The following is a 23,686-nucleotide window of genomic DNA, read 5'->3' on the forward strand; positions in this document are numbered from 1 at the left end:
TGTCAAAAAGGAGTGCCTGCAGTATTTATATTTTTAAACAAAAAAACAAACTACAGGCATGAAAAAAGATATCACAGAATTATATAGTTTTATAGATGATTTTTGTAAAATTTATTTGGAGTATGAACAGAGAAAGTTATTACCATCAAATAAGCAAAGAAATCGCTGTTGTAGCATGAGTCTAAGTGAAATGTTAACAATAATAATTATGTTTCATACATCCTATGCTAAGAATTTTAAATTTTTCTATAAAAGTTATATAGAGTGCATGCATAAGGATGATTTTCCCAAAGCCTTGAGTTATAATAGATTTGTTGAATTAATGGCACGATTATTCATACCGCTAAATATGTTGATTCATTTGTTGTTTGGTGAGGAAACAGGTATTTATTTTATTGACTCTACAACGATTAAAGCTTGTCACAATAAAAGGCGTTATAGCAATAAAGTTTTTAAAGGATTAGCCAAACATAGTAAATCCTCTATGGGGTATTTTTATGGTTTTAAATTACATGTAATAATCAATAATAAAGGGGAGTTTATGGCATTAAAAGTGACCAAAGGCAATGTAGATGATAGGGTTCCAGTACCGGAGTTAACAAAAAGATTAACTGGAATTATAGCAGCTGATAAAGGTTATATTAAGCAAAATTTGTTCTTAAATTTATATGAAAGAGGCTTAAAAATGATTCATGGAATTAAGAAGAATATGGAAAATAAATTAATGGATTTGAAAGAAAAAATCTTACTTCGAAAGCGTAACTTAATTGAAACAGTTTTTGATTATCTAAAAAATAAAATGAACCTTGAACATACTAGACATAGATCACCAATAAATGCCTTTGTCCATATATTATCTACTCTTGTTGCTTACTCATTAAAGAAAAATAAACCTTCAACAAAATTTGATTTTAATCTACATGTTCACAATATCCTTATCCCGAATTGACGTAACACGTCAGTTCGGGATAAGATATAGATGAAATAGTAATAGATAAAAGGATTGTCAAAAAGGAGTGCCTGCAGTATTTATATTTTTAAACAAAAAAACAAACTACAGGCATGAAAAAAGATATCACAGAATTATATAGTTTTATAGATGATTTTTGTAAAATTTATTTGGAGTATGAACAGAGAAAGTTATTACCATCAAATAAGCAAAGAAATCGCTGTTGTAGCATGAGTCTAAGTGAAATGTTAACAATAATAATTATGTTTCATACATCCTATGCTAAGAATTTTAAATTTTTCTATAAAAGTTATATAGAGTGCATGCATAAGGATGATTTTCCCAAAGCCTTGAGTTATAATAGATTTGTTGAATTAATGGCACGATTATTCATACCGCTAAATATGTTGATTCATTTGTTGTTTGGTGAGGAAACAGGTATTTATTTTATTGACTCTACAACGATTAAAGCTTGTCACAATAAAAGGCGTTATAGCAATAAAGTTTTTAAAGGATTAGCCAAACATAGTAAATCCTCTATGGGGTATTTTTATGGTTTTAAATTACATGTAATAATCAATAATAAAGGGGAGTTTATGGCATTAAAAGTGACCAAAGGCAATGTAGATGATAGGGTTCCAGTACCGGAGTTAACAAAAAGATTAACTGGAATTATAGCAGCTGATAAAGGTTATATTAAGCAAAATTTGTTCTTAAATTTATATGAAAGAGGCTTAAAAATGATTCATGGAATTAAGAAGAATATGGAAAATAAATTAATGGATTTGAAAGAAAAAATCTTACTTCGAAAGCGTAACTTAATTGAAACAGTTTTTGATTATCTAAAAAATAAAATGAACCTTGAACATACTAGACATAGATCACCAATAAATGCCTTTGTCCATATATTATCTACTCTTGTTGCTTACTCATTAAAGAAAAATAAACCTTCAACAAAATTTGATTTTAATCTACATGTTCACAATATCCTTATCCCGAATTGACGTGTAACGTATTAGCTGGACTGCTTGCCTATGTTTTTAAGCCTAATAAAATTTCTGTAGCTTTTGGAAAATTAAATAATCTCAACCTTCCTCTTACATCAAACTGAGGTTATAATAGCTTATAGGAGGAGACTTTGACGTGGATTGTTTTTTGTATAGTGATTGTAGGTTTATTAATCTATGATCTTGGTTTTGCTAACAAAGAAAATAAGGTATTAACCTTTCGCCAAACCATTTATTTTAGCCTTTTTTACTTAATTATAGCATGCCTCTTTGGTGTTTTTATTTTCTTTGATATGGGAAGAGAGAAAGCCCAAGAATATTACACTTGTTTTTTTATAGAAAAAGCCATGTCATTGGATAATATTTTTATTATTTTAATGATTTTCCAGTTTTTTTCTATTCCCTTGATCTATCAACATCGAATATTGTTTTTGGGAATTCTAGGTGTCATAGTGTCTAGAGCTATAATTATATATTTAGGGGTCATTGTTATCTCAAAATTTTCTTGGTTATTATATGTTTTTGCAATTATTCTTATAACTACAGGTATAAAAACTTTTTATCTATCAAATAAAAATTTAAAAGTGCAAGAATCGTCTATTTATAGAATTCTACAAAAATACTTTAGCATTACCCCCAAAATCTCGGGTTACAAATTTTTTGTTAAAACTAGCAAAGGTATCAGCATTACTCCTCTTTTTGCATCATTAATAATAATAGAAGTTATGGATATTGTGTTTGCCATTGATAGTATACCAGCAATATTTGCTATCACTAAGGATCCTTATATAATTTATACTTCTAATATTTTTGCCATATTAGGTCTGCGTGCCTTATTCTTATGCTTAGCTAATGTTGTTAAGCAATTTAGTTATATAAAATATTCGCTAGCATTAATATTAATATTTATTGGTATAAAAATATTCGCTGAACATGTTATTGATATTCCATCTTATACTACACTGGCTATGACAATTATTCTTTTGTCTCTTGGCATTATTATCTCTATTATTAAGAAAAGGCGTATGTAATTAACTTAACAATTATACAATCAATGAAGCAACTATGGTTTATTAATATTGTAAAGAATAAAATTAATAATATTATATCCCTTTAAATGCGGAGATTTATAGGCAATGCTAAAATCTTGTTTATTTTCCACTGGCATAAAATATATTTTTATGCTAGAAGTTTGAAATTGTTGTATCGATTTATTCGAAATTTAATTTATGTTATGAGGTTCTAACTATGGATGAAAATATTGCACAAAATACTGTCGATCAAGATACTATCGAACAAGATATTATTGAAATCGTTGCTAATACATTAAAAGTAAAAAAAGATTTAATCACCCCTGAATCTAGATTTGTTGAGGATCTCAAAGCAGATAGTTTAGATATAGTTGAATTAATGATGGCAATAGAAGCAAAGTATAAATGCGATATACCAGATGATGATGCTAGTAAAATTCTAACCGTTGCTGACCTTATACAATATGTAATACATCATAAAAAAAATTAATCATAAGCTATAATTATGTCAACTAGAAGAGTCGTTATAACCGGTATCGGACTAGTCACTCCACTGGGAGTTGGGGTGAAACCCTCTTGGAATGGTATCATAGAGGGGCGTAGCGGTATTAAGGCAATTACCGGATTTGATACTTCTAACCTTGCTTGTAAAATAGCTGGTATTGTGGATCATTCAACTGATAGCGGCTTTAATCCGGAAAAATCTATTGATCCTCGTAATGTACATAAGATGGATTTATTCATTCAATATGGTATCGCAGCAGCTACTGAAGCAATCGAGGATAGTGGGTGGCAAGTACAAGATGAATTATCAGGAGATAGAACAGGTTTAATACTCGGTTCAGGAATCGGCGGACTTAAGATGATCGAAGAGACGTCAGTAAAGTTTCATAAAGAAAATAATGGCAAAGTTAGCCCATTTTTTATCCCAGCCTCATTAATTAATCTCCTTTCAGGTCATGTTTCCACTAAATACGGATTTACTGGACCAAATCAAGCAGTAGCAACAGCATGCTCCACTGGGGCTCATGCCATAGGAGATGCTATGCGGATGATTCAATATGGTAATGTGGATGTTATGATTGCTGGCGGAGCCGAAGCTCCGGTTACTCCGGTTGGAGTGGCGGGATTCGTTGCTGCAAGGGCGTTATCTACTAAATATAATTCTACACCTGAAACTGCATCAAGACCTTGGGATCAAGAACGTGATGGCTTTATAATGGGGGAAGGAGCTGGAGTTGTAGTACTGGAAGAATATGAGCATGCTATTAGTAGAAATGCTAAGATTTATGCTGAAATTGTTGGATATGGTTCTACTGGAGATGCTTATCATATGACTTCTCCTCACCCTGATGGAAGAGGTGCTTATAAAGCTATGTTTAATGCTCTTAAAGATGCAAAAATTGATGCAAGTATTATTGATTATATCAATGCCCACGGGACTTCTACCCAGGTTGGTGATACTATTGAGTTACTAGCTGTCCAAAGATTATTTTTGGATACCAACCCGAAGGTTCTTATGTCGTCAACGAAATCATCTATCGGTCATTTGCTCGGAGCAACTGGTAGCGTAGAGTTAATATACTCAATTCTTGCCATACAGGATCAAATTGCTCCACCAACTCTAAATTTACATAAACCGATACCAGAAGTAAAAATAGACTTAGTTCCTTTAGAAGCTAGAAAGGCAAAAATTAATTACGTACTTTCTAACTCATTTGGCTTTGGTGGAACTAATGCAAGTTTAATAGTTAAGAAAATATAATAAACTATATTCAATGGCAGCATCCTTAAATTTTATAACTTCTACTTTATTATTTCTCCAAAATATGTTATAGTCAATGTTGTGTTATCGTCTGTAGTATAGTGAGTTTGCAAAAGAACTAATAGTTAATTCAGTTGACTATAATCTAAGTTTTTATAATGGATAAGGAGTAAGCATGTCAACATCATCTGAATTTAAAGTAGGAGAAAGAATTGTATATCCATCTCATGGAGTTGGAGAGATAATAAATGTAGAACAGCAAGTCATAGCTGGTACTGATATTAGAGTTTATGTAATATCGTTTCCCCAAGACAAAATGATTCTAAAAGTACCTGTAAATAGAGCAACTATTTCGGGTCTCAGAAAACTTGTTAGCAAAACTGACCTGACTATAATATACTCAACACTTCAGGGTAAAGCTAAGCAAGGTAATAGGATGTGGAGTAGAAGAGCACAAGAATATGAAAGTAAAATAAATTCTGGCAATATAGTAGCTGTGGCAGAAGTGGTGCGAGATCTCTACAAAAACGTTGATAGTGATAGGTCTTATAGCGAAAGAACAATTTATGAATCAGCATTAAATAGACTCGCTGGGGAACTTGCTATTCTTGAAAACATAAATCCTGATGAGGCAATTAATAAATTAATTGAAGTATTGAAGGATAAACTCGCTGCATAACGATATAGTCAAATGATGAGAAGTTGGGGACGTCGTCACTCGTCGCTCCTAGCCCCAAATTCTCCTGAATTGACTATATATCCGAGTCACAACATCTATCTTTAAACGCAAAATTTGTCATATATGAACGAGTGAATTTGTCAACAAAGAAATAGAGCCACAAAGGAAGCGGTCATATATTCGGCATCGAGTGCCATAATGGTTTCTGCATTCTTATAAATATCCTTGAGTAACCTCTCATTCCCACGGCTTCTAGAGCCTCGACATACTTACGGATTTTGTTCAGAATACTTATTCATTAACTCTTTAACTTTCGTTCTCTTTATTGTTGCTAATCTTTACTCGCAATATTTATCAATTACCAATTTTTATTTAGTTGACATAGTTTTTTCTTTTTTCCAACTAAACTAATTTGCAGCATACTCGCTACCATTGGTGACTACTGCATAAGCAATCCTTGCTAACTTATTTGCTAAACCAACACATATAATATTATATGATTTATTTTCAGCAAATTTCTTCACTGCCCACTGCACTAGTTTATCTTTCGATTCCTTACCACTTTTTGCTCTTATTGCTATTGTCCTTGCGGCTTGAATCAACATAGTTCTGGCATATCTATCTCCCTGTTTGGTAATCCCTCCTAAAACTATCTTATCTCCTGAGCTATGTTGCTTTGGTACCAAACCAAGCGAAGCAGCAAAATCCCTCGGGGTTGGATAACTTTCCATTGGGGCTACACTCAAACAACTAGCATTGATTGCTCCAATGCCAAAAATTGTCTGCAACCTAGTAGCTTTCTCACTTTGCTTATTATTGCTGATAATCAGCTTTTCTAAAGTTTTCTCTTTGTCACATAAATCCTCAATTTCTTTACATTCTAAAAGTAAAATTGACCGTATCCCAGAATTTATATAACCTTTACTATACGCTAACTCTACCTCCAGCCTACATGATTTGCAAAATTTATTTTTACTTAATTTTGTATTATAGCCATATTCACATAAACTTGATATTGTAGAATTAGTTTTTTGCACACGATCTCTGATCGTATTACTTCTAATTTTATGCAAAAATTTTATATCTTGTTCCTCTTTGCTTTTTGGCAGCACAGTTTTTAATTCTGGATCACGAGCCGCTTTGCATATTGCTAACGCATCGTTATAATCATTTTTCTGTTTCGATGTAGCATAAACTTTTACATCTTTTGTTTTCATTAGTTTGACTTGCAAACCAAGCTTAGCAATTTCCTGTGACCAATAATTAGCTCCTCCACATGCTTCCATAGCTACCAATGAACTTTTATCGAGATTGCTTAAATAGGCTATTAACTCATCTCTTGTAACTTTTTGATAACCTATTTTTTTGCCATTTTGATCGACTTGCACCAAGTGCATACTATTTTTTGCTAAATCTATTCCTATTATAGTATTTTTTATGCTATTATTTATCATGGTATGGACCTATTAATTAAATTATTATTTAATTTGGAGCAGCTGAAAACTATTTTTCAGCTGACTCCGTACAAGTAAAGCATATTTCGCTTCACTCGTCCATACCATCATTCCCGCGTAGGCGGGAATCTATAATACCTCAGGGTATTTTTAGATCCCTGCTTTCGCAGGGATGACAACCATGATCCTATATTTTATTCAAATCTGCAAAAAAACTTGATTATCGCCTATAAGTAATAGGCAAGCATTGAGCGACGACGTCCCCAACCTCTCCTGAATTATCTATACCATTATAATTTATTTTGGCTTCTTATATCGGCAATTATTTTTTGCAATTGTTCCATATCCATCATTCCTGCAATTAATTTACCATTAATAATATAGGCGGGAACTCCCTGTATTTTTAAACCTTTTGCTAATTTAACATTTTTGTCAAGAAGCTTGTGTATCTCCCCCTTATTAATTTCTTCTGTGATTACTTCAACATTTAAATCATTTGCGAGAAGCGATTTTTCTACAGATTCTTTGGTGATAGGTTTTAGCTCCATTAAACCGTTATGAATATCCTGAAACTTATCAGGAGCGGTCTTATAAACAGCTAAAGCAATAGCTACTGCATAATTAGACGCCTCACCAAGAAGTGGATATAGTTGCAAAACGACTTTAACGCTCGTATCTGATTTAATTAACTGATTAATAAAATAACTACCTTTTTTACAATAACCACAATTATAATCATAAAAAGCAGCAATGATTATATCCCCATTCGGATTACCAAGTACTGGAGATGCAGGAGAACTCTCTATTTCAGATTTATTATCTCTGATATATTCACCAGTTTTTATTTCCATTTCTTGCATTTTACGTCGTTGAAGACCTTCTATTGACTGAATTATTACTTCAGGATTATTTAGTAAATATTCTTTTACAATTTTTTCAGTTTTCTCTATGTTTTCTTTTTTATCTAATGAGTACTGATCTGCAGCATTAATCGAAACCGTAGCAGAGACAGCATTAGGAGTCTTCATAGTTTTATAAGCAAATAATGCTATTAGGACAACAACGATAATCAATAATATTTTACTAATAACATTATGCATAATTCTTTTCTATTAAATATAGGTTCCTTACCTCATTCCAGCATTCTAGTTGCTTTTCCATAATTTTCAAGCATTTTAGTTATTTGCCGATAATTTACTTTACCTATTGGTAGAATCGGTATTTCTTTAACATGGATAATCTCTGGCAAATATTTTGTTAATTCAGTATTTTGTCTCGGATATGCTGAATTTTTATGCATCATTTCTATAAAATTTTCCCTATTTATAGTCTGACTGGTGGTAAAGAGAAAAATTTGTCTGTCTTTATTACCATCATCAGAACAAATAGCCACATGTCTACTATCAACATCAATCATATTAGCTAATTCCTCTATTAATACCAACGAGACTACTTCTTCTATTGCAACAAATTGTTGAACACGACCTAATAAGGTAAGATAACCATCTTTATCAATTTTTGCAACATCCCCAGTATCATACCAGCCCAGACCCAAATTTTCTGATGATGTCGGATGAATAACTCCAGGATTATTAGAGTGCATATAGCCAAGCATGATATTTGGTCCCTTAATAAATAGTTGCCCCCCCTCTTCTATTCCGTTAATTGGTTTAATATAATATTCTATTTTAGGCATCAAACGACCTACACTTCCACCACGATAATGCATGGGAGTATTACACGCTATTATTGGAGCTGTTTCAGACGCCCCATATCCTTCAAAAATTCTTATACCAAATTTATCGAGCCATAATTGCCTTGTTTCTTTCCTAAGTTTCTCACTACTGGCAAACACGTATCTTATAGAATAAAAATCATAAGGATGAGCACAGATGGCATAATTATGTAAAAATACATCTGTACCAAATATAATCGTTGCTCCGATATCATATATTACCTCAGGAACACTCCGATAATGCAAAGGAGAAGGATAAAGAAAGGCTGGTATACCGTTAAGCGTCATCATTATTGTGCCGGATAAACCAAAACAGTGAAATAATGGTAAAGCCATAAAGGCAAAATCATCTAGACTAAAATGTAACTTAGCTAGAACCTGGCATCTATTAGCTTGCAGGTTTCTATGCGACAATACTACAGCCTTAGGAGAAGCTGAAAAGCCTGAAGTAAATACGACAACTGACGGATCATTGTCATCATAACTAGCACACATATTGCTATAATAACTCTGTGGGAAAAAGCTAGCTATCATAGCCTTAATTCTTAAATATAAAGTAACTCTTGTTGTTAAATCTTCAAGATAAATGACTTTTATATTAACTTCTAAGATCTTTGCCAACATTTCTTGCAACCCAGTTTTTTCAACAAATTGTTTTGAAGTATAGACGGTTTTCACTGACGTTGTTTTGCACGATGCCACTACATTGCTAACATCACTCATATAATCAATCATGACCGGTCGACGGGAACAGGCTTGCATAGCATAAAAAGTAACAATCGTTTCAACCATGTTAGGTAGCATAATACCTATATACTCAGCTACTTCTGTATCCTGTTTTATTAAATTTGCTAAAGTAAAAGATTGTAATATTAATTGACGATAGGTAACAGACTTATCATCAATATCTTGTATTATTTTTTTGTTAAAACCATAAGCTTTTGCTGTTTCAAGGAGAGACTGAAATATAGTATTCTGGTAATCAGAGCTTTCAAATATCATATCAGTCATAATATCATAAAGAGCCTGACCTATATATTTACGCTTTTCCCTATTATCCATATTCTGATTAGCAGGAGACTTTACTGGTGGTAAAATAGTGATAGTAACCTTAGGAAATATCCGTGTTTTTAGTATATTTTTAAGTTTAGAAAAATTAGTAAACTGTGTACCATCTATTCTTACAGGTAAAATTGTTGCATCAGCTTTTTCAGCGATCATGCCAGGTCCTTCATATATCTTCATTAAGGAACCAGTAATACTTATTCTTCCTTCGGGAAAGATAGCAACTTTTTTATCTTTTTGTACTTCCCTAATCAAACTCTTTATAGCCATTGCATTAGCGGGATCAACTGGTAGAGTTTTTGCCATCGTTAAAAACGGTTTTACCCACCACACTTTAGCCATATTTGTATTAATGGCAAAAGTCATTTCTTCAGGTAAATAAGTTGCCAGTAATGCAGGATCAAGATATGAAATATGATTGGCGATAACTACTGATCTTTTGCCAGCTTTATAAAAATTTTCAATACCTTTTACTTCCACTCTGTACATACAATCAAAAATAAATTTTAAAATAGCTCGGTTAACAGCAAAAGGTACTATTTTTACTTCAGGAATTAATTGATAAATATAATAAGCTACCACTATGTTAAGTATGCTAATAAATAATATAACCGATGGTATCGAATATTCCCAATAGAATAACAATGAAAGTATTGCAGTAGACCCAGCCATAAATATAGCATTAGCAAAATTATTTATAGCAATTATTCTACTACGATGAGCTGAGGAGCTAAGATATTGTAATACTGCAAAAAGCGGAACAATATATAACCCCGCAATAGCAGCTATAAAAAATAAATCTATAATAATCCGCCAATTATGCTTTTTAGATAAAAAGACAAATATACTCTTTAATTGCTCCGGTTCATAATGAACTGCACTAATTCGACTGGCAAAAAATAAATCAATACCAAATATACTGACACCAATCGCTGAAACAAAAACATATTTCGTGGTAATTTCATTCCCCAAAATCTTACTACACCAAAAAGAACCAACCCCTACTCCAATTGAAAATGTGGCAAGAAACAAATTAGCAACATTTTCATCTGCTCCAAAAGTATTTTTAGCAAGAGCTGGAATTTGGGCAAGTATTGCCGCACTGATAAACCAAAACCAAGATATACCAAAAATTGCTAAATATACTTGCTTTTTAGATTTGGCATATTTAATCATTTCTATATTTTCGCGAAATAAATTTAATTTTATTTTAATTTCATAATTAGAATTATTTGATTTTGGCATAAAATAACTAGCAATAACGCCAATTACAGCAATCATTATCAGAATAGTGATTATTAAATTGCCACTTATAGTGTAGTATCCTCCAATAATAGTACCAACTAAAATAGAAATAAATGTTCCAGCCTCAACGAATCCATTAGCTCCCAATAACTCATTTCGGTATAAATGGTCTGGCAAAACACTATATTTGATTGGTCCAAAAAATGCCGAATGTATACCCATAAACAATATAGATAAAAACAGTATTAATAAACTATTATCAAAAAATCCATAAGTAGCAAAAAGCACTATGGTTAGTTCAAATAATTTAATGATTTTAACTAAAGTTGATCGCTCATACCTATCAGCTACTTGCCCTGCAATACTTGCAAATATTACAAAAGGTAATACAAAGATAGTATTAGCAGCGAGTACAAGTAATTGGGCTGATTCCACCAATTGACTAGATAGTTTATAGGTAATTAATATAATTAACGCATTCTTTAGTATATTATCATTCATACAACCACAAAATTGTACTATGAAGATAGGCAAAAAACGCGTATCTCGAAATAAATATAACCGATTTGATGACATGCTTTCTCCAAAGACATTATAATGGCGGTATAGTATGCAATTCCTTGCTTTATGTCAAATAATCTAATTCAAACCATCTATTATATAGTCAATTCAGGGGAATTGGGTAGCAGGAACGATGGAGCGACGCCTATAAGTAATAGGCGAGCGACGAGTGACGACGTCACCAACTTCCCCTGAATTGACTATATTACATGATGCCTTTTCCCATGGTAGCTAAAGGGTGAATAGAGGCAAGATGGTTAAATATTTTTTCCTTAGTAACTGCCTCATCATATCTTGACTGTATACTAATCCAAAAACTATCTGATAAACTGAAATACTTTGCCAATAACAGAGCAGTTTCAGTACTAATATTTCTTTGTTTGTTTACAATCTCTGTTATTCTATTAATTGGTACTTCAATATCTTTAGCTAATCTATAAGCCGAAATACCAAAAGGTTCCAGGAATTCAGTCTTAAGTATTTCGCCAGGGTGTACCGGATTAATTTTATACATATAAGTTACCTTTTATTTATGATAATCAATTATTTCTACTTCGTAAGCATCACCATTGTTCCAAACAAAGCATATTCTCCATTTATCATTAATTCTAATACTATACTTATTAGCTCTGTCACCTTGCAATTTCTCTAATCTATTTGCAGGGGGTATCATTAAATCATCTAAGATATTTGCTGCATCAATCATTGCAAGCTTAATAAGGGCCTTTTTTGATATTTCAAAGAATTGCTTATCACAAATATGTTCCTCAAATAATATATTTGTCTTTTTACACTTAAAGCTTCTTATCATAGAAGATCATATTTACAGTTATCATTATATAATATATAAATACTTACGTCAAACATAAGTATTAATTAGACAGGCTATTTAAACTAAGTTAGCTCTAAAGCGGCTTCTTCTAGCGTATTAATTTGATCTCGTATTTTTGCTGCCTGTTCAAATTCCAAATTACTAGCTTTTGAGTACATTTCTTTTTTTAATTTATTGATATGAGCTTTTAATTTCACTGGATTATCCAATAATATATGAGCTTGTTTTTTATTACCTAACTTACTATCCAGTTTTTCTAATTTAATTAGTGCATGGATATGATTATTAATTGTTTGGGGTATTATAGAATGCTGTCTATTATATTCTTCTTGAATTTTTCTTCTCCTATATGTCTCGCTTACTGCCTTGTCAATAGAGTTGGTAATACGATCTGCATAGAGTATTACCCTTCCTTGACTATTCCTTGCAGCCCTACCAATAGTTTGAATTAACGAAACTTCCGAGCGTAAAAAGCCTTCTTTATCAGCATCGAGTATGGCAACAAGTCCACATTCCGGAATATCTAGACCTTCTCGCAATAGATTAACACCAACAATAATATCTATAGTACCTTGGCGTAAATCTTTGATAATTTCAATACGCTCAAGAGTATGAATATTAGAGTGCAAATATGATACTTTATACCCTAGTTCTTGAAGATAATTTGTTAAATCTTCTGACATTTTTTTAGTTAATGTTATCACTAAAATACGAAATCCTTTCTTTATTGTCGATTGAATTTCGCTTAGCAAATCTTCAACTTGGTTAGTTGCTGGTTTTATAATACATTCTGGGTCAAGTAACCCTGTGGGTCTGATGATTTGCTCAACCATAACCCCTGCTGTTTCGTCCAATTCAAAAGGTCCCGGTGTAGCCGAAACAAAAACCGTTTGAGGTCTAAAATCTTGCCATTCCTCAAATTTTAATGGTCTATTATCTAAGGCTGACGGAAGACGAAACCCATGTTCCACTAGTACGGTTTTTCTAGCCCTATCACCATTATACATTGCTCTAATTTGTGGAACAGATACGTGACTTTCATCAACAAATAATAAAGCATCTTTAGGTAAATATTCAAATAGGGTTGATGGTGGCTGTCCATTTGCTTTACCAGTTAGAAACCGAGAATAATTTTCAATACCTTTACAACTGCCAGTCTCCATCATCATTTCCATATCATATTGGGTACGTTGATTTAACCTTTGAGCTTCTACTAACTTACCATGTGTATTAAAAAATTCTAAACGTCGTTGTAACTCCTCTTCAATTTGTGATATGGCGTTTTGTACTACTTCTTTAGGTGTTACAAAGTGCGATTTAGCATAAATCACAGCTTGCTCCAATTTAGCTAATTTTTCACCTGTAAGCGGATCAAATTCGCTGATATATTCCAGTTTATTATCAAAAAATGACAATCGCCAAGCTTTGTCGTTATAATGTACTGGGAATATATCAATATTATCACCTTTTACCCTAAACGCACCACGCTCAAATCCCACATCATTACGCTTATATTGTAAGCTTACTAGGTCACTGAGCAATTTATCTCTAGCATAAATTTCTCCAGACTTAAGGCTTATAGTCATCTGATAATAAAGACCCGGTGAACCAAGACCATAAATACAAGAAACAGAAGATACAACAATTACATCCCTACGTTCTAAAAGAGACCTAGTAGCAGAGTGTCTTAATAAATCTATCTGTTCATTTATCGAAGAATCTTTTTCTATATAAGTATCGGTTTTTGCAATATATGCTTCGGGTTGGAAATAATCATAATATGATACAAAATATTCAACGGCATTATTTGGAAAAATTGCCTTCATTTCTGAATAGATTTGGGCAGCCAACGTTTTATTATGAGCCATAATAAGTGACGGTCGACCGGTTCTCTCAATAACATTTGCCATAGTAAAGGTTTTACCGGAACCAGTAATGCCAAAAAGTATTTGTGAAGGCAATCCCGATTCAAGCCCCTTAATGACTTCATTAATTGCTTTTGGCTGATCGCCAGCTGGACTATATTTAGATACTATCGAAAAATTATTTATCATTAATTTGTAACTTGCTAATTTGTTATTATATGTAGATAATAGTTTTATAACCAATTAAATAGGATAACTTTTATGAAAAGTATATTTGTCACGGTCATTATTTATACATTAACACATTGCCCCTATTGCACTAAGGCCAAAAAGCTACTTAATCAAAAAAATATATCTTACGAAGAAATAATCGTAGATAATTATAATGAGAGGCAAAGATTAGAGCTACAGCATAAAGCTAGTGGACAACTTACATTACCACAAATATTCATTAATGGTAAGCATATTGGTGGGTGCGACGCTCTTTATGAACTTGAAAAAGCAGGTAAACTAGATGAATTAGTGAAATAATACCAAATTTTATTGCTTCAATGCTACTAAACTAGCTCCTCGCAATGACGCCAAGCTATTTTCTATATAACTTTTAAATGCTATGCGTAAGGTGAGTTAAATATACTTGACTTACAAGTGATAATAAATTACTTTAGCACAGATTATATGGCGGATATAGCTCAGTTGGTTAGAGCATCAGATTGTGGATCTGAGGGTCGCGGGTTCAAGTCCCGTTATTCGCCCCAGTATAGTCAACTCAGGAGAATTTGGACTGCGACGAGTAACGACGTCACCAACTTCTCATCAATTGACTATAGTAGTATATTTATTTTTCTATATTAAGCTTATCACTTCTCCCCCTCTCCTAATTCTTTATGATATAATTTATAATATTCGGCTTTATTTTCTATAAGCTGTGCGTGAGTTCCTTGCTCAGATATCATACCAGATTTCATAACAACTATGTGATCAACATCCTTAATACTCGATAAACGATGGGTTATAATTAAGGTAGTCTTACCTTTACGAAGATTTACTAAAGAATTTAAAATTAATCGCTCAGAATTTTGGTCTAACGAACTTGTTGCCTCATCCCAAACTAAAATTGCTGCTGGCTTCAAAAATGCTCTAGCTATCGCTAAACGTTGACGCTGCCCACCTGAAAGCGTTGAACCTTGATTACCAATCATCGTATCATAACCGGATGGGAGCTGTGAAATAAACTCATCAGCATCAGCATATTTTGCCGCAGTAATAATTTCACTGCGAGTAGCATCTGGGTTACCATAAGCAATATTTTCTGCAACGCTAGTGTCAAATAATGTAGTATCTTGCGTTACTAAAGAGATTTGCCGTCTTAAAGAGTCAATTTTTATATCTTTAATATCGTAATCATCAATTAAAATTTGCCCGCTAGTTGGGTTATAAAATCTTACTAATAAATTAGCTAATGAAGTTTTGCCGCTACCAGAACGTCCTATAACAGCTGTAGTCTTCCCTTGCATTAATTGTAAATTCAGATGCTTTAAAGCTACTTTATTATTAAATTTTAGCTCTACATTATTAAAGATTATTGATGGATTAACTAACTGAATAGTCTGAGCATTTACACTATCTTTAATAATAGGCTCAGTATCTAGAATATTAAATATTCTTCTTGTCGCAGCAATTCCCTCTTGTAGGTTGATATTTAAAGACACCAAACTCTTAAAAGGTCTATACGCTGTGATAAAGGCTGTAATAAAAGCAAAAAGTGCTCCTGGAGTAGTCTCTCCTTCTATGACTAACAATCCACCATACCAAATAAGCCCACCAACTGTTATACCACTTAATATTTCCATAAGCGGTGAGATCAGTGCATCCAATTTGGCAGTTTTTTTTAGAAAACGTAAAATATTGCTGGAAATCAATAAAGCTCGATTGCTTTCAATTTTCTCTCCTAAGAAAGACTTAACAATTTTAATTGACCCAAAAGTCTCATCTAACCTTGAAGTATAATTAGCTAATTCCTCTTGAGCTTGACCGGATATTTTGCGAATTTTTCGTCCTAATTGTTGTGTTGGATAAATTGCTGCTGGAAATGCTATAAATACAATACAAGATAGCTTAGGTTCTAACCTAAACATCACTATGATCAGACCTAGTACTGTTAAAAAATGTTTGGCACAACATACCAGTATATTCGATACTGCACCACGCATCATCGAAATATCGTTAGTAAAACGTGATATTAAACGCCCCGATGATTGAGACTGAATAAATAGAATATCAGCAAATAATAAATGTTCATACATTTTAATTTGCAAATCAGTTAAAATTCTCTGACCAATAAATTTAATTAAATAACTTGAATAATATTCAGCAATCCCCTTAATAGTAAATGTTAGTACTACCATTAACGGTAAGAATAATAACATTTGACGATTATGTGTTAAAAATATTTGGTCAATGGTTGGTTGAACTAATTCAACAATATAAGCATTACAGCAAGCGTTAACTACCATAAACAATACTGCCACCCCAATCTGTTTTAGATAGGGTTTTATATGGTCAACTACTAGCCGTCTTAAAGTACTATAGGCACTATAGTCATAATTTATTAGATTATGTTTTTTTGGCAAAATTCTCTCCTTCCGTTTGATAATTTGTTATAACTCTTGCACTATACAGATAAATTACTGTACTGCACAATATTAGTAATAATAGCATAAAAAATCCTAGCACTAAGTATATTGAATTAAAATATTGCCATAATAACATACAAAAAAATGGTGTTGTCGATGAAAGTATCATTCCACCAAGTGAATGAGATAGGCTACACATTCTGCCCCTAATATTAGTTACAAACATAGATTGGACAATAATTTGTAATGGCACTACGTAAAATGGAGCAAGTCCGATAAGTATTACCGGAAAGTAAATTACCGAGATTTTTATATATAATAGCAATTGTACAATAATTATCACTAACAAACTTAATGATAGTGAGATGATAATTTGTTTTTTAGGATAAAACCTATCGGCTAAAAAACCAGACAATACCGACATACTAGCATAAATGCTTATTAAAACTATATTGATAATTTGAGATTGATGGCTATTCATAACCAATGCACTTTTTACAGCAAAGACTCCCAAAAAATAAATGAGGAAATGGTAAATACCCCCTATACAGCCACTGATTAATATTGCTAAAATAAATTTGCTAGGCAAATTTTTGATAATCTTTGCCAAATAAAAAAAGTTATAATCAGCAGATTTATGATCTTTTCTAGATTTTAAAAATTCTTCGCTTTCATGAAAATAGTGCCTCAGGAATATAATAATTAAGCCAAAAATTCCACCAATAATAAAATTCGCTCGCCATAAATAAGCAATTGACTCAAACTCTGTAGAAAAATGGTAAATTGTTGCCGCAAGCAATGCTCCAACCTGACTACAAAATGATACAATACCACTAGCACAATTTTTGCTAGCCTTACCCACTTTTTCTACAACATAAATTTTTATTGCATCACTTTCTCCTGCTAAACTCATTAAAAATGTCATACGGCAAAATATTAAAATTATTGTTGCCACTATACCAATTTTATCAAAATTAGGAGTTAACCCGATAAGAATTGTCGAGATAGTAGCTAAAAATACCGAAATTCTCACTGAGACAATTCTACCATATTTATCACTAATAAAACCAAAAATGATAGAACCAATGGGACGAGCTATTACAGCTATACTAAATATAGCAAAAAATAATAATATTTGTTGATCATTTGATCCTAATGGTAAAAAGTTCTTGGATAAAATAGTTGCTGATAGACCAAAAAGAGCATAATCATAATAACGAACAGTTGTTGTAAAAAAAGCAATTAGGAACGCCGGTCTTGTCATACATCTAGACCTATTATTTTTTTCATGGTATAATGAATAACCTCTATCGAATTTTCAACAGTTGTTGGGTCAATCTTCAATGCTTATTGACATTGGTCTCATGAATTAAAATATCAGCTGGAATATTCAAATACTCATGTAAATTTCGTATCATTGGTAATGTTAAATTCCTTTTTCTGTTGAGTATTTCTGATACTCTCCCCCTAGAACCAATAGTCTTTTCTAAATCCTTGCGTGACAACCCTAGTTGCTCTAGTCTGAAATTAATAGCTTCAATTGGATCGGACATTTCTATTTTATAATGTTTACTCTCATAATCTTCTACTAATATAGATAATATTTCTAGTTGTTCTGACTGCTCAGAATTTTCTGTAACTTCAAGTAACTCATCTATTTTTCTCAAAGCGGATGTGTATTCTTGCTCTGTTTTAATTATATGTATGTTCATAATTTTATATCTCTTTAGCATTAATTTTATCATGAACCCATATTGGGAGCAAATGCTATTTTACCAAACTGTCATTTTAGAATGTTATCAACATATATTAGAAAAAAGCTTGTATACCAATAGCAGAATATTGTACAATTATGTTGCACAATATTTATTATATAATAATCAAATGGAAAGAGTAACTTATTCATATACTAGACAACATTTAAATACAATTTTAGATCAAATTGCTGATAATACTGAAGTCTTTTGTATTCACAGGAAAAATGGAAAAGAAGTAGTAATGCTTGAAAAAGATCATTATGATAGTTTAGTAGAAACTGCCTATTTATTACGTTCACCTAAAAACGCTCAAGAATTATTTAAGGCTTTAGCAGAATCAAAACAAAATATAGGAAAAAAAGTTGAATTTTGAGATATAAGAAAATGTTAGTTATATGCGGACCTACCGCTAGTGGTAAGTCTTATTTGGCACATTATTTAGCCAAAATATATGATGGCGAGATAGTTAACAACGACTCTATGCAGATATATAGGCATATCCCTATTATTACTGCTTCACCATCACCAATATACCGAGACGAGATACCATATCATCTTTATAACTTTTTATCCGTAGATCAAGAATTTTCAGTAATACAATATGTAAATCATGCTCTTGAGAAAATTACAGACATCCGTAATAGAGGTAAGCTGCCAATAATTGTTGGTGGTACAGGGTTATATATTAATTCCCTGCTTTTTGGTTATAATGAAATACCCACAATATCTCCAGAGATTAGGCAATATGTTAGAGAGTTGCACTCTAAGATTGGCTCATGTCAATTCTTTAGTCAACTAAAAGAGCTTGATGTATTGGCTAGCCAGAAATTAAATAAGCATGATAGTCAGAGGGTTATAAGAGCCTATGAAGTATTTATGCAAACCAAGCAATCTATATTTACTTTCCAAGCTACACAGAATATACCCATTCTTCCAGAATTTGACTTTAAAGTAATTTTTCTACATCCGGAGCGAGAATTTCTTTATCAAACATGTAATACTAGGTTAGAAAAAATATTTAATGAAGGAGCAATTGAAGAAGTAGCTCTAATTAAAGAAAACTTTCCCGATATAATATCTTCTGCAATAAAAACCATTGGTCTGCGAGAAATATTATCTTATCTAAATAATGAAATTACTTTACAAACTGCCTTAAATCTAGCACAAATTAAAACCAGGCAATATGCAAAAAGACAAATTACCTGGTTTAAAAACCAAATAAAAGACAAGATTACTCTAGAATATTCCAATAATCAACAATTTGAAGAGTTATTAATAGACTTACCTAAATCTATCTCTTAGTGCTGGAAAATTTTGTGCTATACTAAAAATTATAAAGAACATTGATTATTAAAATAGGCTATACTGAAAATGTAAGCTTTTTATGCTAAATATGAGAAAATTATGATATATTGCAACCAATCTAACCAAAAATCCTATCCTTTTGTTTTGCCGGAATTACCTTATGGTAAAGGTGATTTTGTACCACATTTTTTCCCTGAAACGTTTGATTACCATCATGGGAAACACCACCAAACATATGTAACTAACTTGAATAATTTGTTGCAAAATAATCAGGAATTACAAAAGAAGAGTTTGGAAGAGTTAATAATTTACGCAAGTACCAAGCCAGATGAAGCAGCCATATTTAATAATGCTGCACAAATATGGAACCATAGTTTCTTTTGGCATTCTATTAAGCCTTCAGGTGGTGGAAAACCTACTGGTATGATGTTGGAGCAGATAAATAAAGATTTTGGTAGTTATGAGAATTTTGCTACTGAATTTAAGCAAGCGGCAATAAGTCAATTTGCTAGTGGCTGGGCATGGCTAATCTCTAATAATGGAAAATTACAGATAGTAAAGACTAGTAATGCTGAAACGCCTATTACTAAGTCTATGAAACCTTTGCTTAACTGTGATGTTTGGGAACATGCATACTATATAGATTACCGCAATAAACGTCCAGACTATGTTTCAGTTTATATAGAGCATATGATTAATTGGCAATTTGCTGCCAGTAATCTTTGAAATTGCCAAATATAGAATTACTTATTATTGCAATCTTCTAAATAACTATCTACTGCTTCATGAAAAGCTTTTACCAGAGATTTGGCTTCGAAAGCCTCATAATTTACTAAATCTCTTATAAATTCTATTTTTCCAAAAAAAAGCTCTTCTTGCGAATCAAAATGAACTGATCCATAATAATTTTTGTAACAAATTAAATCAATTTTTGTCATATCAGCCTCTCTTCTTCTAGTTTTTTAATTATAGTCAATTGACTATACTCTTTACAAATTTATTGATTGTTCTTGGCAGATTATTTTATAGATTTCACTTTTTTCTAACAATTTAACATGAGTATCCCGAGCAATTAACGTTCCATGATCAATTAGCAAAATTTCATCAGCCTGTTCTATACTTGAAATACGATGAGCAATCGATAATATAGTTTTGCCTTTCATTATTTCTTGCAATTTACTCAATAATTTTTGTTCATTCTCGCTATCTAAAGCACTCATTGCTTCATCTAAAAGTAAAATTTCTGGGTTATATAGAATTGCCCTACTGATAGCTATTCGTTGTTTTTGTCCTCCAGATAATCTAATACCCTTTTCACCAATTTCAGTATCTAGTCCTTCTTTAAGATTTTGGACAAAATCCATTATTCCTGTGCTATTAGCCGCTTCTATTATTTCTTCCATACTTGCATCAGGTTTAGCAAAAGCAATATTTGACCTAATTGTACCAGAAAAAATACTTGAATCTTGTGGAACATAGGCAATCTTGCGTCTTATCTGATGATCTTGAGTTTTTGATATATTTTGACCAGCAATTCTAATTATTCCTTTCTCAGGAAAATAAAATTTTAACATTAATTGCATAATAGTACTTTTACCAGCACCCGATCTGCCAACTATGCCAATAAACTTACCTTTATCTATCTTAAATGACAGATCATCTATAACTAAATTGTCTAATCTTGATGGATAGACAAAACTTACATTGTCAAACTCTATACTCAAAGAAGATTTATTATCTTGATAATCACCCATTGGAACATTAGTTAATTGATTTTTGCAAGTATAATCTATAAGAACAAAAACTCTTTCCGAGGCTACAAGAGATGAGTGGACTTCAGTTAAAAGCTCAAAAATACCCCCACTACTTACACCAGCGATGATAGCGTAATAAATAAATGATATCATCTGACCTGATGATAAATGCCCCTGTACTATGTCTCTACTACCTACCCATATAATTATAGTAATCGAGAATAATATAACTGAAATAGCCAAAGCAAAAAATACTGAACGGACTTTCAAACGACTTGCCGCATGTTGTAAATAATCAGAAATTTGCTTATTGAAAGCCTCTACTTTATTTGCCTGCTGATTAAAGGCTTGTATTGCACAAATATTTGATATGCTCTCTTCTAAATTAGCGGTAATATTAGCTTGTGATTGGAGAACATTTTTTGATAAATTTCGTACATATTTACCAAATTTTATTAGTGGTAGCAATAATAATGGTATAATAATAATGACAATCGCAGCGAGTTTAGGACTCTGGCAAAACATTAAGACAATTCCACCAATTAGCATTATTGAGTTACGAACAAAAAAAGAGAGAAAATTGACAATCAACTTATAAATAAGTTCTATATCTATACTCAGGCGGGAGATGATATCACCAATTTTGAGATCCTCAAAACAAACAATATCGAAATTAATTATGTTACTGTAAGCCTCTTGCCTAATTTGACTAACGATTTTTTCAGCAATATTATTAATGAAATAAGAACGGAAAAAACTACCCGTACTAAAAATTAATATTAAAATACTAATATATAATATTGATTGGTTGATTGATTGTAGATAATTTCCTTTCAAACCGCTATCGATTAACTGCCTAAAAGCTCCACCTATTGCTAGCAAAGAAATTGACACACATAATAATGCCAACATGACAATTGCAAGATCTAATTTATAGAACTTTAAATAGTTGATAAATCTACAAGGAATTGTCTTATGCATTACAAACATAATTTTGTTACTTGCTGTGGTGCCGGATGTCGGATTTGAACTGACGACCTACCGCTTACAAGGCGGTTGCTCTACCACTGAGCTAATCCGGCAAATAAGAAAAAGCTCGTGTGACCTTTAATGTCATTGCAAGGAGATACTTTACAACACATCATCATTATCATTGCGAGGAGGTGTAAACCTCCGAAGCAATCCATTTCTAATCACTTTTATAGATTGCCACGTCGCCGCTTTGCGGCTCCTCGCAATGACGTTTTTTAGACTTATAATTACTTCTTCAGCTTACGCCTTTTCGCAATGTCATATGTTCTATAACCATCATTGCGAGACCATGTAATGGTCGAAGCAATCCATTTTTAAAACCTTTATGGATTGCTCGTCAGCTAACGCCTCCTCGCAATGACAGCATGTTATTTAAGCTTTTTTGGACTCTTTCTTAGGAGGCTTTATTTTACGATTCTTAATTTTTATTTCCATTTTCTTTTTGATCGAGGCTGGGAGTGCTATACCTGCTTCTTCAATAAACCTAGCAACAAGATCTGTAGGTTGAGCACCAGTACTTAACCAATATTCTATACGATCCGATTTTAGAATTACACGATTTGCATCACCCTTGACAAGCATAGGATTATAAGTACCTACCTTCTCCAAAAAGTCACCATCTCTAGGAGCCGTTTCATTTGCTACAACCACTCTATAATGAGGACGTTTCTTGGTTCCACCTCTTGCCAAACGAATTTTTGTTGCCATATATTCCTACTATTTCACTACTTAATCTTTTCTTCTTTAAAAGGAACGTGTTTCCTAACTACCGGATCATATTTCTTAAATGCTAATTTCTCAGTTTGGGTCTTAGGATTACGTTTCTTTACCAAAAAATACCCTGTACCAGCTGTACTAACAAGTCTTACCAAAACATTTTTATTTTTTTTAGCCACAACTATCAAACCTTTTAGTATTATTTTATAAATTGCCAGTCATCATAAAACTAAGACAACAAATAGTCAAGAGTAAAATAGTTTTCTTACGTCAACTATTGTGCTAGGCTCTGTGAAC

At 32.2% G+C, this 23,686-nt stretch carries 24 protein-coding genes and 2 tRNA genes; 12 read left to right on the forward strand and 14 right to left on the reverse strand.

The genetic code is table 11. From position 1 onward, the window contains the following. Positions 1–58: 58 nt before the first annotated feature. The 6 genes from NBW66_RS12120 to NBW66_RS12145 all read left to right on the forward strand — a co-directional run bounded on the left by NBW66_RS12120 (position 59) and on the right by NBW66_RS12145 (position 5,431). Entirely contained in the window at positions 59–949 is an 891-nt protein-coding gene (locus NBW66_RS12120; RefSeq protein ID WP_250310582.1) for an IS982 family transposase, read from the forward strand. A 113-nt stretch (positions 950–1,062) separates the two neighbouring features. Next, positions 1,063–1,953, forward strand: a complete 891-nt coding sequence (locus NBW66_RS12125; RefSeq protein WP_250310582.1) for an IS982 family transposase — start codon at positions 1,063–1,065, stop codon at positions 1,951–1,953. Positions 1,954–2,087: 134 nt separating this feature from the next. Then, positions 2,088–2,987, forward strand: a complete 900-nt coding sequence (locus NBW66_RS12130) for a TerC/Alx family metal homeostasis membrane protein (protein ID WP_250311140.1) — start codon at positions 2,088–2,090, stop codon at positions 2,985–2,987. Positions 2,988–3,204: 217 nt separating this feature from the next. Next, a complete protein-coding gene (gene acpP, locus NBW66_RS12135; protein WP_094648866.1) occupies positions 3,205–3,477 on the forward strand; it encodes an acyl carrier protein in 273 nt (90 codons plus the stop codon). A 15-nt stretch (positions 3,478–3,492) separates the two neighbouring features. Next, positions 3,493–4,752 carry a beta-ketoacyl-ACP synthase II gene (gene fabF, locus NBW66_RS12140; RefSeq protein WP_250311141.1) on the forward strand — a complete coding sequence of 420 codons (1,260 nt, stop codon included), beginning with the start codon at positions 3,493–3,495 and terminating at the stop codon, positions 4,750–4,752. 175 nt (positions 4,753–4,927) lie between these two features. Then, positions 4,928–5,431 (forward strand): CarD family transcriptional regulator, encoded by a 504-nt coding sequence (locus NBW66_RS12145; RefSeq protein ID WP_094648864.1) that lies wholly within the window; start codon positions 4,928–4,930, stop codon positions 5,429–5,431. 407 nt (positions 5,432–5,838) lie between these two features. Here the strand turns inward: NBW66_RS12145 and NBW66_RS12150 are convergent, their stop codons facing one another. The 3 genes from NBW66_RS12150 to NBW66_RS12160 form a co-directional block, all read right to left on the reverse strand. After that, positions 5,839–6,885 carry an IS110 family RNA-guided transposase gene (locus NBW66_RS12150; protein WP_250311142.1) on the reverse strand — a complete coding sequence of 349 codons (1,047 nt, stop codon included), beginning with the start codon at positions 6,883–6,885 and terminating at the stop codon, positions 5,839–5,841. 290 nt (positions 6,886–7,175) lie between these two features. After that, the gene (locus NBW66_RS12155; RefSeq protein ID WP_250311143.1) at positions 7,176–7,985 is read right to left on the reverse strand and encodes a DsbA family protein; all 810 of its coding nucleotides are present in this window, start codon (positions 7,983–7,985) and stop codon (positions 7,176–7,178) included. A 32-nt stretch (positions 7,986–8,017) separates the two neighbouring features. Next, a complete protein-coding gene (locus NBW66_RS12160) occupies positions 8,018–11,506 on the reverse strand; it encodes an acyl-[ACP]--phospholipid O-acyltransferase (protein WP_250311144.1) in 3,489 nt (1,162 codons plus the stop codon). A gap of 51 nt (positions 11,507–11,557) precedes the next feature. Between NBW66_RS12160 and NBW66_RS12165 the strand changes: the two genes are divergently transcribed. After that, positions 11,558–11,686, forward strand: coding sequence for a palindromic element RPE2 domain-containing protein (locus tag NBW66_RS12165; RefSeq protein ID WP_250311145.1), 129 nt, complete (start codon positions 11,558–11,560; stop codon positions 11,684–11,686). 10 nt (positions 11,687–11,696) lie between these two features. On the opposite strand, the gene NBW66_RS12170 is transcribed toward NBW66_RS12165, so the two are convergent. The 3 genes from NBW66_RS12170 to uvrB all read right to left on the reverse strand — a co-directional run bounded on the left by NBW66_RS12170 (position 11,697) and on the right by uvrB (position 14,374). Beyond that, complete coding sequence (locus NBW66_RS12170; protein WP_250311146.1) at positions 11,697–12,005, reverse strand: HigA family addiction module antitoxin; 309 nt, start codon at positions 12,003–12,005, stop codon at positions 11,697–11,699. A 12-nt stretch (positions 12,006–12,017) separates the two neighbouring features. Next, positions 12,018–12,302 (reverse strand): type II toxin-antitoxin system RelE/ParE family toxin, encoded by a 285-nt coding sequence (locus NBW66_RS12175; protein ID WP_250311147.1) that lies wholly within the window; start codon positions 12,300–12,302, stop codon positions 12,018–12,020. Between the two features lie 83 nt (positions 12,303–12,385). Then, entirely contained in the window at positions 12,386–14,374 is a 1,989-nt protein-coding gene (gene uvrB / locus NBW66_RS12180; protein ID WP_250312197.1) for an excinuclease ABC subunit UvrB, read from the reverse strand. Between the two features lie 75 nt (positions 14,375–14,449). On the opposite strand from uvrB, the gene grxC reads away from it, so the two are divergent. Together grxC and NBW66_RS12190 are read left to right on the forward strand one after the other, a co-directional pair. Then, positions 14,450–14,719 (forward strand): glutaredoxin 3, encoded by a 270-nt coding sequence (grxC, locus tag NBW66_RS12185; protein WP_250311148.1) that lies wholly within the window; start codon positions 14,450–14,452, stop codon positions 14,717–14,719. A 150-nt stretch (positions 14,720–14,869) separates the two neighbouring features. Continuing rightward, positions 14,870–14,946: transfer RNA gene (locus NBW66_RS12190), tRNA-His, on the forward strand. A gap of 102 nt (positions 14,947–15,048) precedes the next feature. Here NBW66_RS12190 and NBW66_RS12195 read toward each other — a convergent pair. The 3 genes from NBW66_RS12195 to NBW66_RS12205 form a co-directional block, all read right to left on the reverse strand. After that, a complete protein-coding gene (locus NBW66_RS12195; protein ID WP_250311149.1) occupies positions 15,049–16,821 on the reverse strand; it encodes an ABC transporter ATP-binding protein in 1,773 nt (590 codons plus the stop codon). Continuing rightward, positions 16,805–18,088, reverse strand: a complete 1,284-nt coding sequence (locus NBW66_RS12200) for an MFS transporter (RefSeq protein ID WP_250311150.1) — start codon at positions 18,086–18,088, stop codon at positions 16,805–16,807. The genes NBW66_RS12195 and NBW66_RS12200 overlap by 17 nt, the downstream gene beginning before the upstream one ends. A 76-nt stretch (positions 18,089–18,164) precedes the next feature. Then, complete coding sequence (locus NBW66_RS12205; RefSeq protein ID WP_250311151.1) at positions 18,165–18,536, reverse strand: helix-turn-helix domain-containing protein; 372 nt, start codon at positions 18,534–18,536, stop codon at positions 18,165–18,167. 31 nt (positions 18,537–18,567) lie between these two features. Between NBW66_RS12205 and NBW66_RS12210 the strand changes: the two genes are divergently transcribed. The 3 genes from NBW66_RS12210 (at position 18,568) to NBW66_RS12220 (ending at position 20,612) form a co-directional block, all read left to right on the forward strand. Beyond that, positions 18,568–18,954: a type II toxin-antitoxin system Phd/YefM family antitoxin gene (locus NBW66_RS12210; RefSeq protein ID WP_250311152.1), complete on the forward strand. Its 387-nt coding sequence runs from the start codon at positions 18,568–18,570 to the stop codon at positions 18,952–18,954. Continuing rightward, entirely contained in the window at positions 18,951–19,883 is a 933-nt protein-coding gene (gene miaA, locus NBW66_RS12215; RefSeq protein WP_348539281.1) for a tRNA (adenosine(37)-N6)-dimethylallyltransferase MiaA, read from the forward strand. Before NBW66_RS12210 ends, miaA begins: the two co-directional genes overlap by 4 nt. 102 nt (positions 19,884–19,985) lie before the next feature. Then, positions 19,986–20,612: a superoxide dismutase gene (locus tag NBW66_RS12220; RefSeq protein WP_250311153.1), complete on the forward strand. Its 627-nt coding sequence runs from the start codon at positions 19,986–19,988 to the stop codon at positions 20,610–20,612. A gap of 17 nt (positions 20,613–20,629) precedes the next feature. Here the strand turns inward: NBW66_RS12220 and NBW66_RS12225 are convergent, their stop codons facing one another. The 5 genes from NBW66_RS12225 to rpmG form a co-directional block, all read right to left on the reverse strand. Then, positions 20,630–20,824: a hypothetical protein gene (locus tag NBW66_RS12225; protein ID WP_239832603.1), complete on the reverse strand. Its 195-nt coding sequence runs from the start codon at positions 20,822–20,824 to the stop codon at positions 20,630–20,632. A gap of 51 nt (positions 20,825–20,875) precedes the next feature. Then, entirely contained in the window at positions 20,876–22,621 is a 1,746-nt protein-coding gene (locus NBW66_RS12230) for an ABC transporter ATP-binding protein (RefSeq protein WP_410525800.1), read from the reverse strand. 26 nt (positions 22,622–22,647) lie between these two features. Next, positions 22,648–22,722, reverse strand: a tRNA-Thr gene (locus tag NBW66_RS12235). A 322-nt stretch (positions 22,723–23,044) separates the two neighbouring features. Beyond that, positions 23,045–23,380 (reverse strand): 30S ribosomal protein S16, encoded by a 336-nt coding sequence (rpsP, locus tag NBW66_RS12240; RefSeq protein WP_250311155.1) that lies wholly within the window; start codon positions 23,378–23,380, stop codon positions 23,045–23,047. Between the two features lie 17 nt (positions 23,381–23,397). Then, complete coding sequence (rpmG, locus tag NBW66_RS12245) at positions 23,398–23,568, reverse strand: 50S ribosomal protein L33 (RefSeq protein ID WP_094649033.1); 171 nt, start codon at positions 23,566–23,568, stop codon at positions 23,398–23,400. Positions 23,569–23,686 lie beyond the last annotated feature (118 nt).

Source organism: Rickettsia endosymbiont of Oedothorax gibbosus, assembly GCF_936269705.1.
Lineage (GTDB): Bacteria > Pseudomonadota > Alphaproteobacteria > Rickettsiales > Rickettsiaceae > Tisiphia.

Excerpts from the sequence above, each read along its gene's own strand:
- NBW66_RS12120 (WP_250310582.1), top strand. The coding sequence starts at position 59 with ATGAAAAAAGATATCACAGAATTATATAGTTTTATAGATGATTTTTGT.
- NBW66_RS12125 (WP_250310582.1), top strand. The coding sequence starts at position 1,063 with ATGAAAAAAGATATCACAGAATTATATAGTTTTATAGATGATTTTTGT.
- acpP (WP_094648866.1), top strand. The coding sequence starts at position 3,205 with ATGGATGAAAATATTGCACAAAATACTGTCGATCAAGATACTATCGAA.
- fabF (WP_250311141.1), top strand. The coding sequence starts at position 3,493 with ATGTCAACTAGAAGAGTCGTTATAACCGGTATCGGACTAGTCACTCCA.
- NBW66_RS12145 (WP_094648864.1), top strand. The coding sequence starts at position 4,928 with ATGTCAACATCATCTGAATTTAAAGTAGGAGAAAGAATTGTATATCCA.
- NBW66_RS12150 (WP_250311142.1), bottom strand. The coding sequence starts at position 6,885 with ATGATAAATAATAGCATAAAAAATACTATAATAGGAATAGATTTAGCA.
- NBW66_RS12155 (WP_250311143.1), bottom strand. The coding sequence starts at position 7,985 with ATGCATAATGTTATTAGTAAAATATTATTGATTATCGTTGTTGTCCTA.
- NBW66_RS12160 (WP_250311144.1), bottom strand. The coding sequence starts at position 11,506 with ATGTCATCAAATCGGTTATATTTATTTCGAGATACGCGTTTTTTGCCT.
- NBW66_RS12165 (WP_250311145.1), top strand. The coding sequence starts at position 11,558 with ATGTCAAATAATCTAATTCAAACCATCTATTATATAGTCAATTCAGGG.
- NBW66_RS12170 (WP_250311146.1), bottom strand. The coding sequence starts at position 12,005 with ATGTATAAAATTAATCCGGTACACCCTGGCGAAATACTTAAGACTGAA.
- NBW66_RS12175 (WP_250311147.1), bottom strand. The coding sequence starts at position 12,302 with ATGATAAGAAGCTTTAAGTGTAAAAAGACAAATATATTATTTGAGGAA.
- grxC (WP_250311148.1), top strand. The coding sequence starts at position 14,450 with ATGAAAAGTATATTTGTCACGGTCATTATTTATACATTAACACATTGC.
- NBW66_RS12200 (WP_250311150.1), bottom strand. The coding sequence starts at position 18,088 with ATGACAAGACCGGCGTTCCTAATTGCTTTTTTTACAACAACTGTTCGT.
- NBW66_RS12205 (WP_250311151.1), bottom strand. The coding sequence starts at position 18,536 with ATGAACATACATATAATTAAAACAGAGCAAGAATACACATCCGCTTTG.
- NBW66_RS12210 (WP_250311152.1), top strand. The coding sequence starts at position 18,568 with ATGAACCCATATTGGGAGCAAATGCTATTTTACCAAACTGTCATTTTA.
- NBW66_RS12220 (WP_250311153.1), top strand. The coding sequence starts at position 19,986 with ATGATATATTGCAACCAATCTAACCAAAAATCCTATCCTTTTGTTTTG.
- NBW66_RS12225 (WP_239832603.1), bottom strand. The coding sequence starts at position 20,824 with ATGACAAAAATTGATTTAATTTGTTACAAAAATTATTATGGATCAGTT.
- NBW66_RS12230 (WP_410525800.1), bottom strand. The coding sequence starts at position 22,621 with ATGCATAAGACAATTCCTTGTAGATTTATCAACTATTTAAAGTTCTAT.
- rpsP (WP_250311155.1), bottom strand. The coding sequence starts at position 23,380 with ATGGCAACAAAAATTCGTTTGGCAAGAGGTGGAACCAAGAAACGTCCT.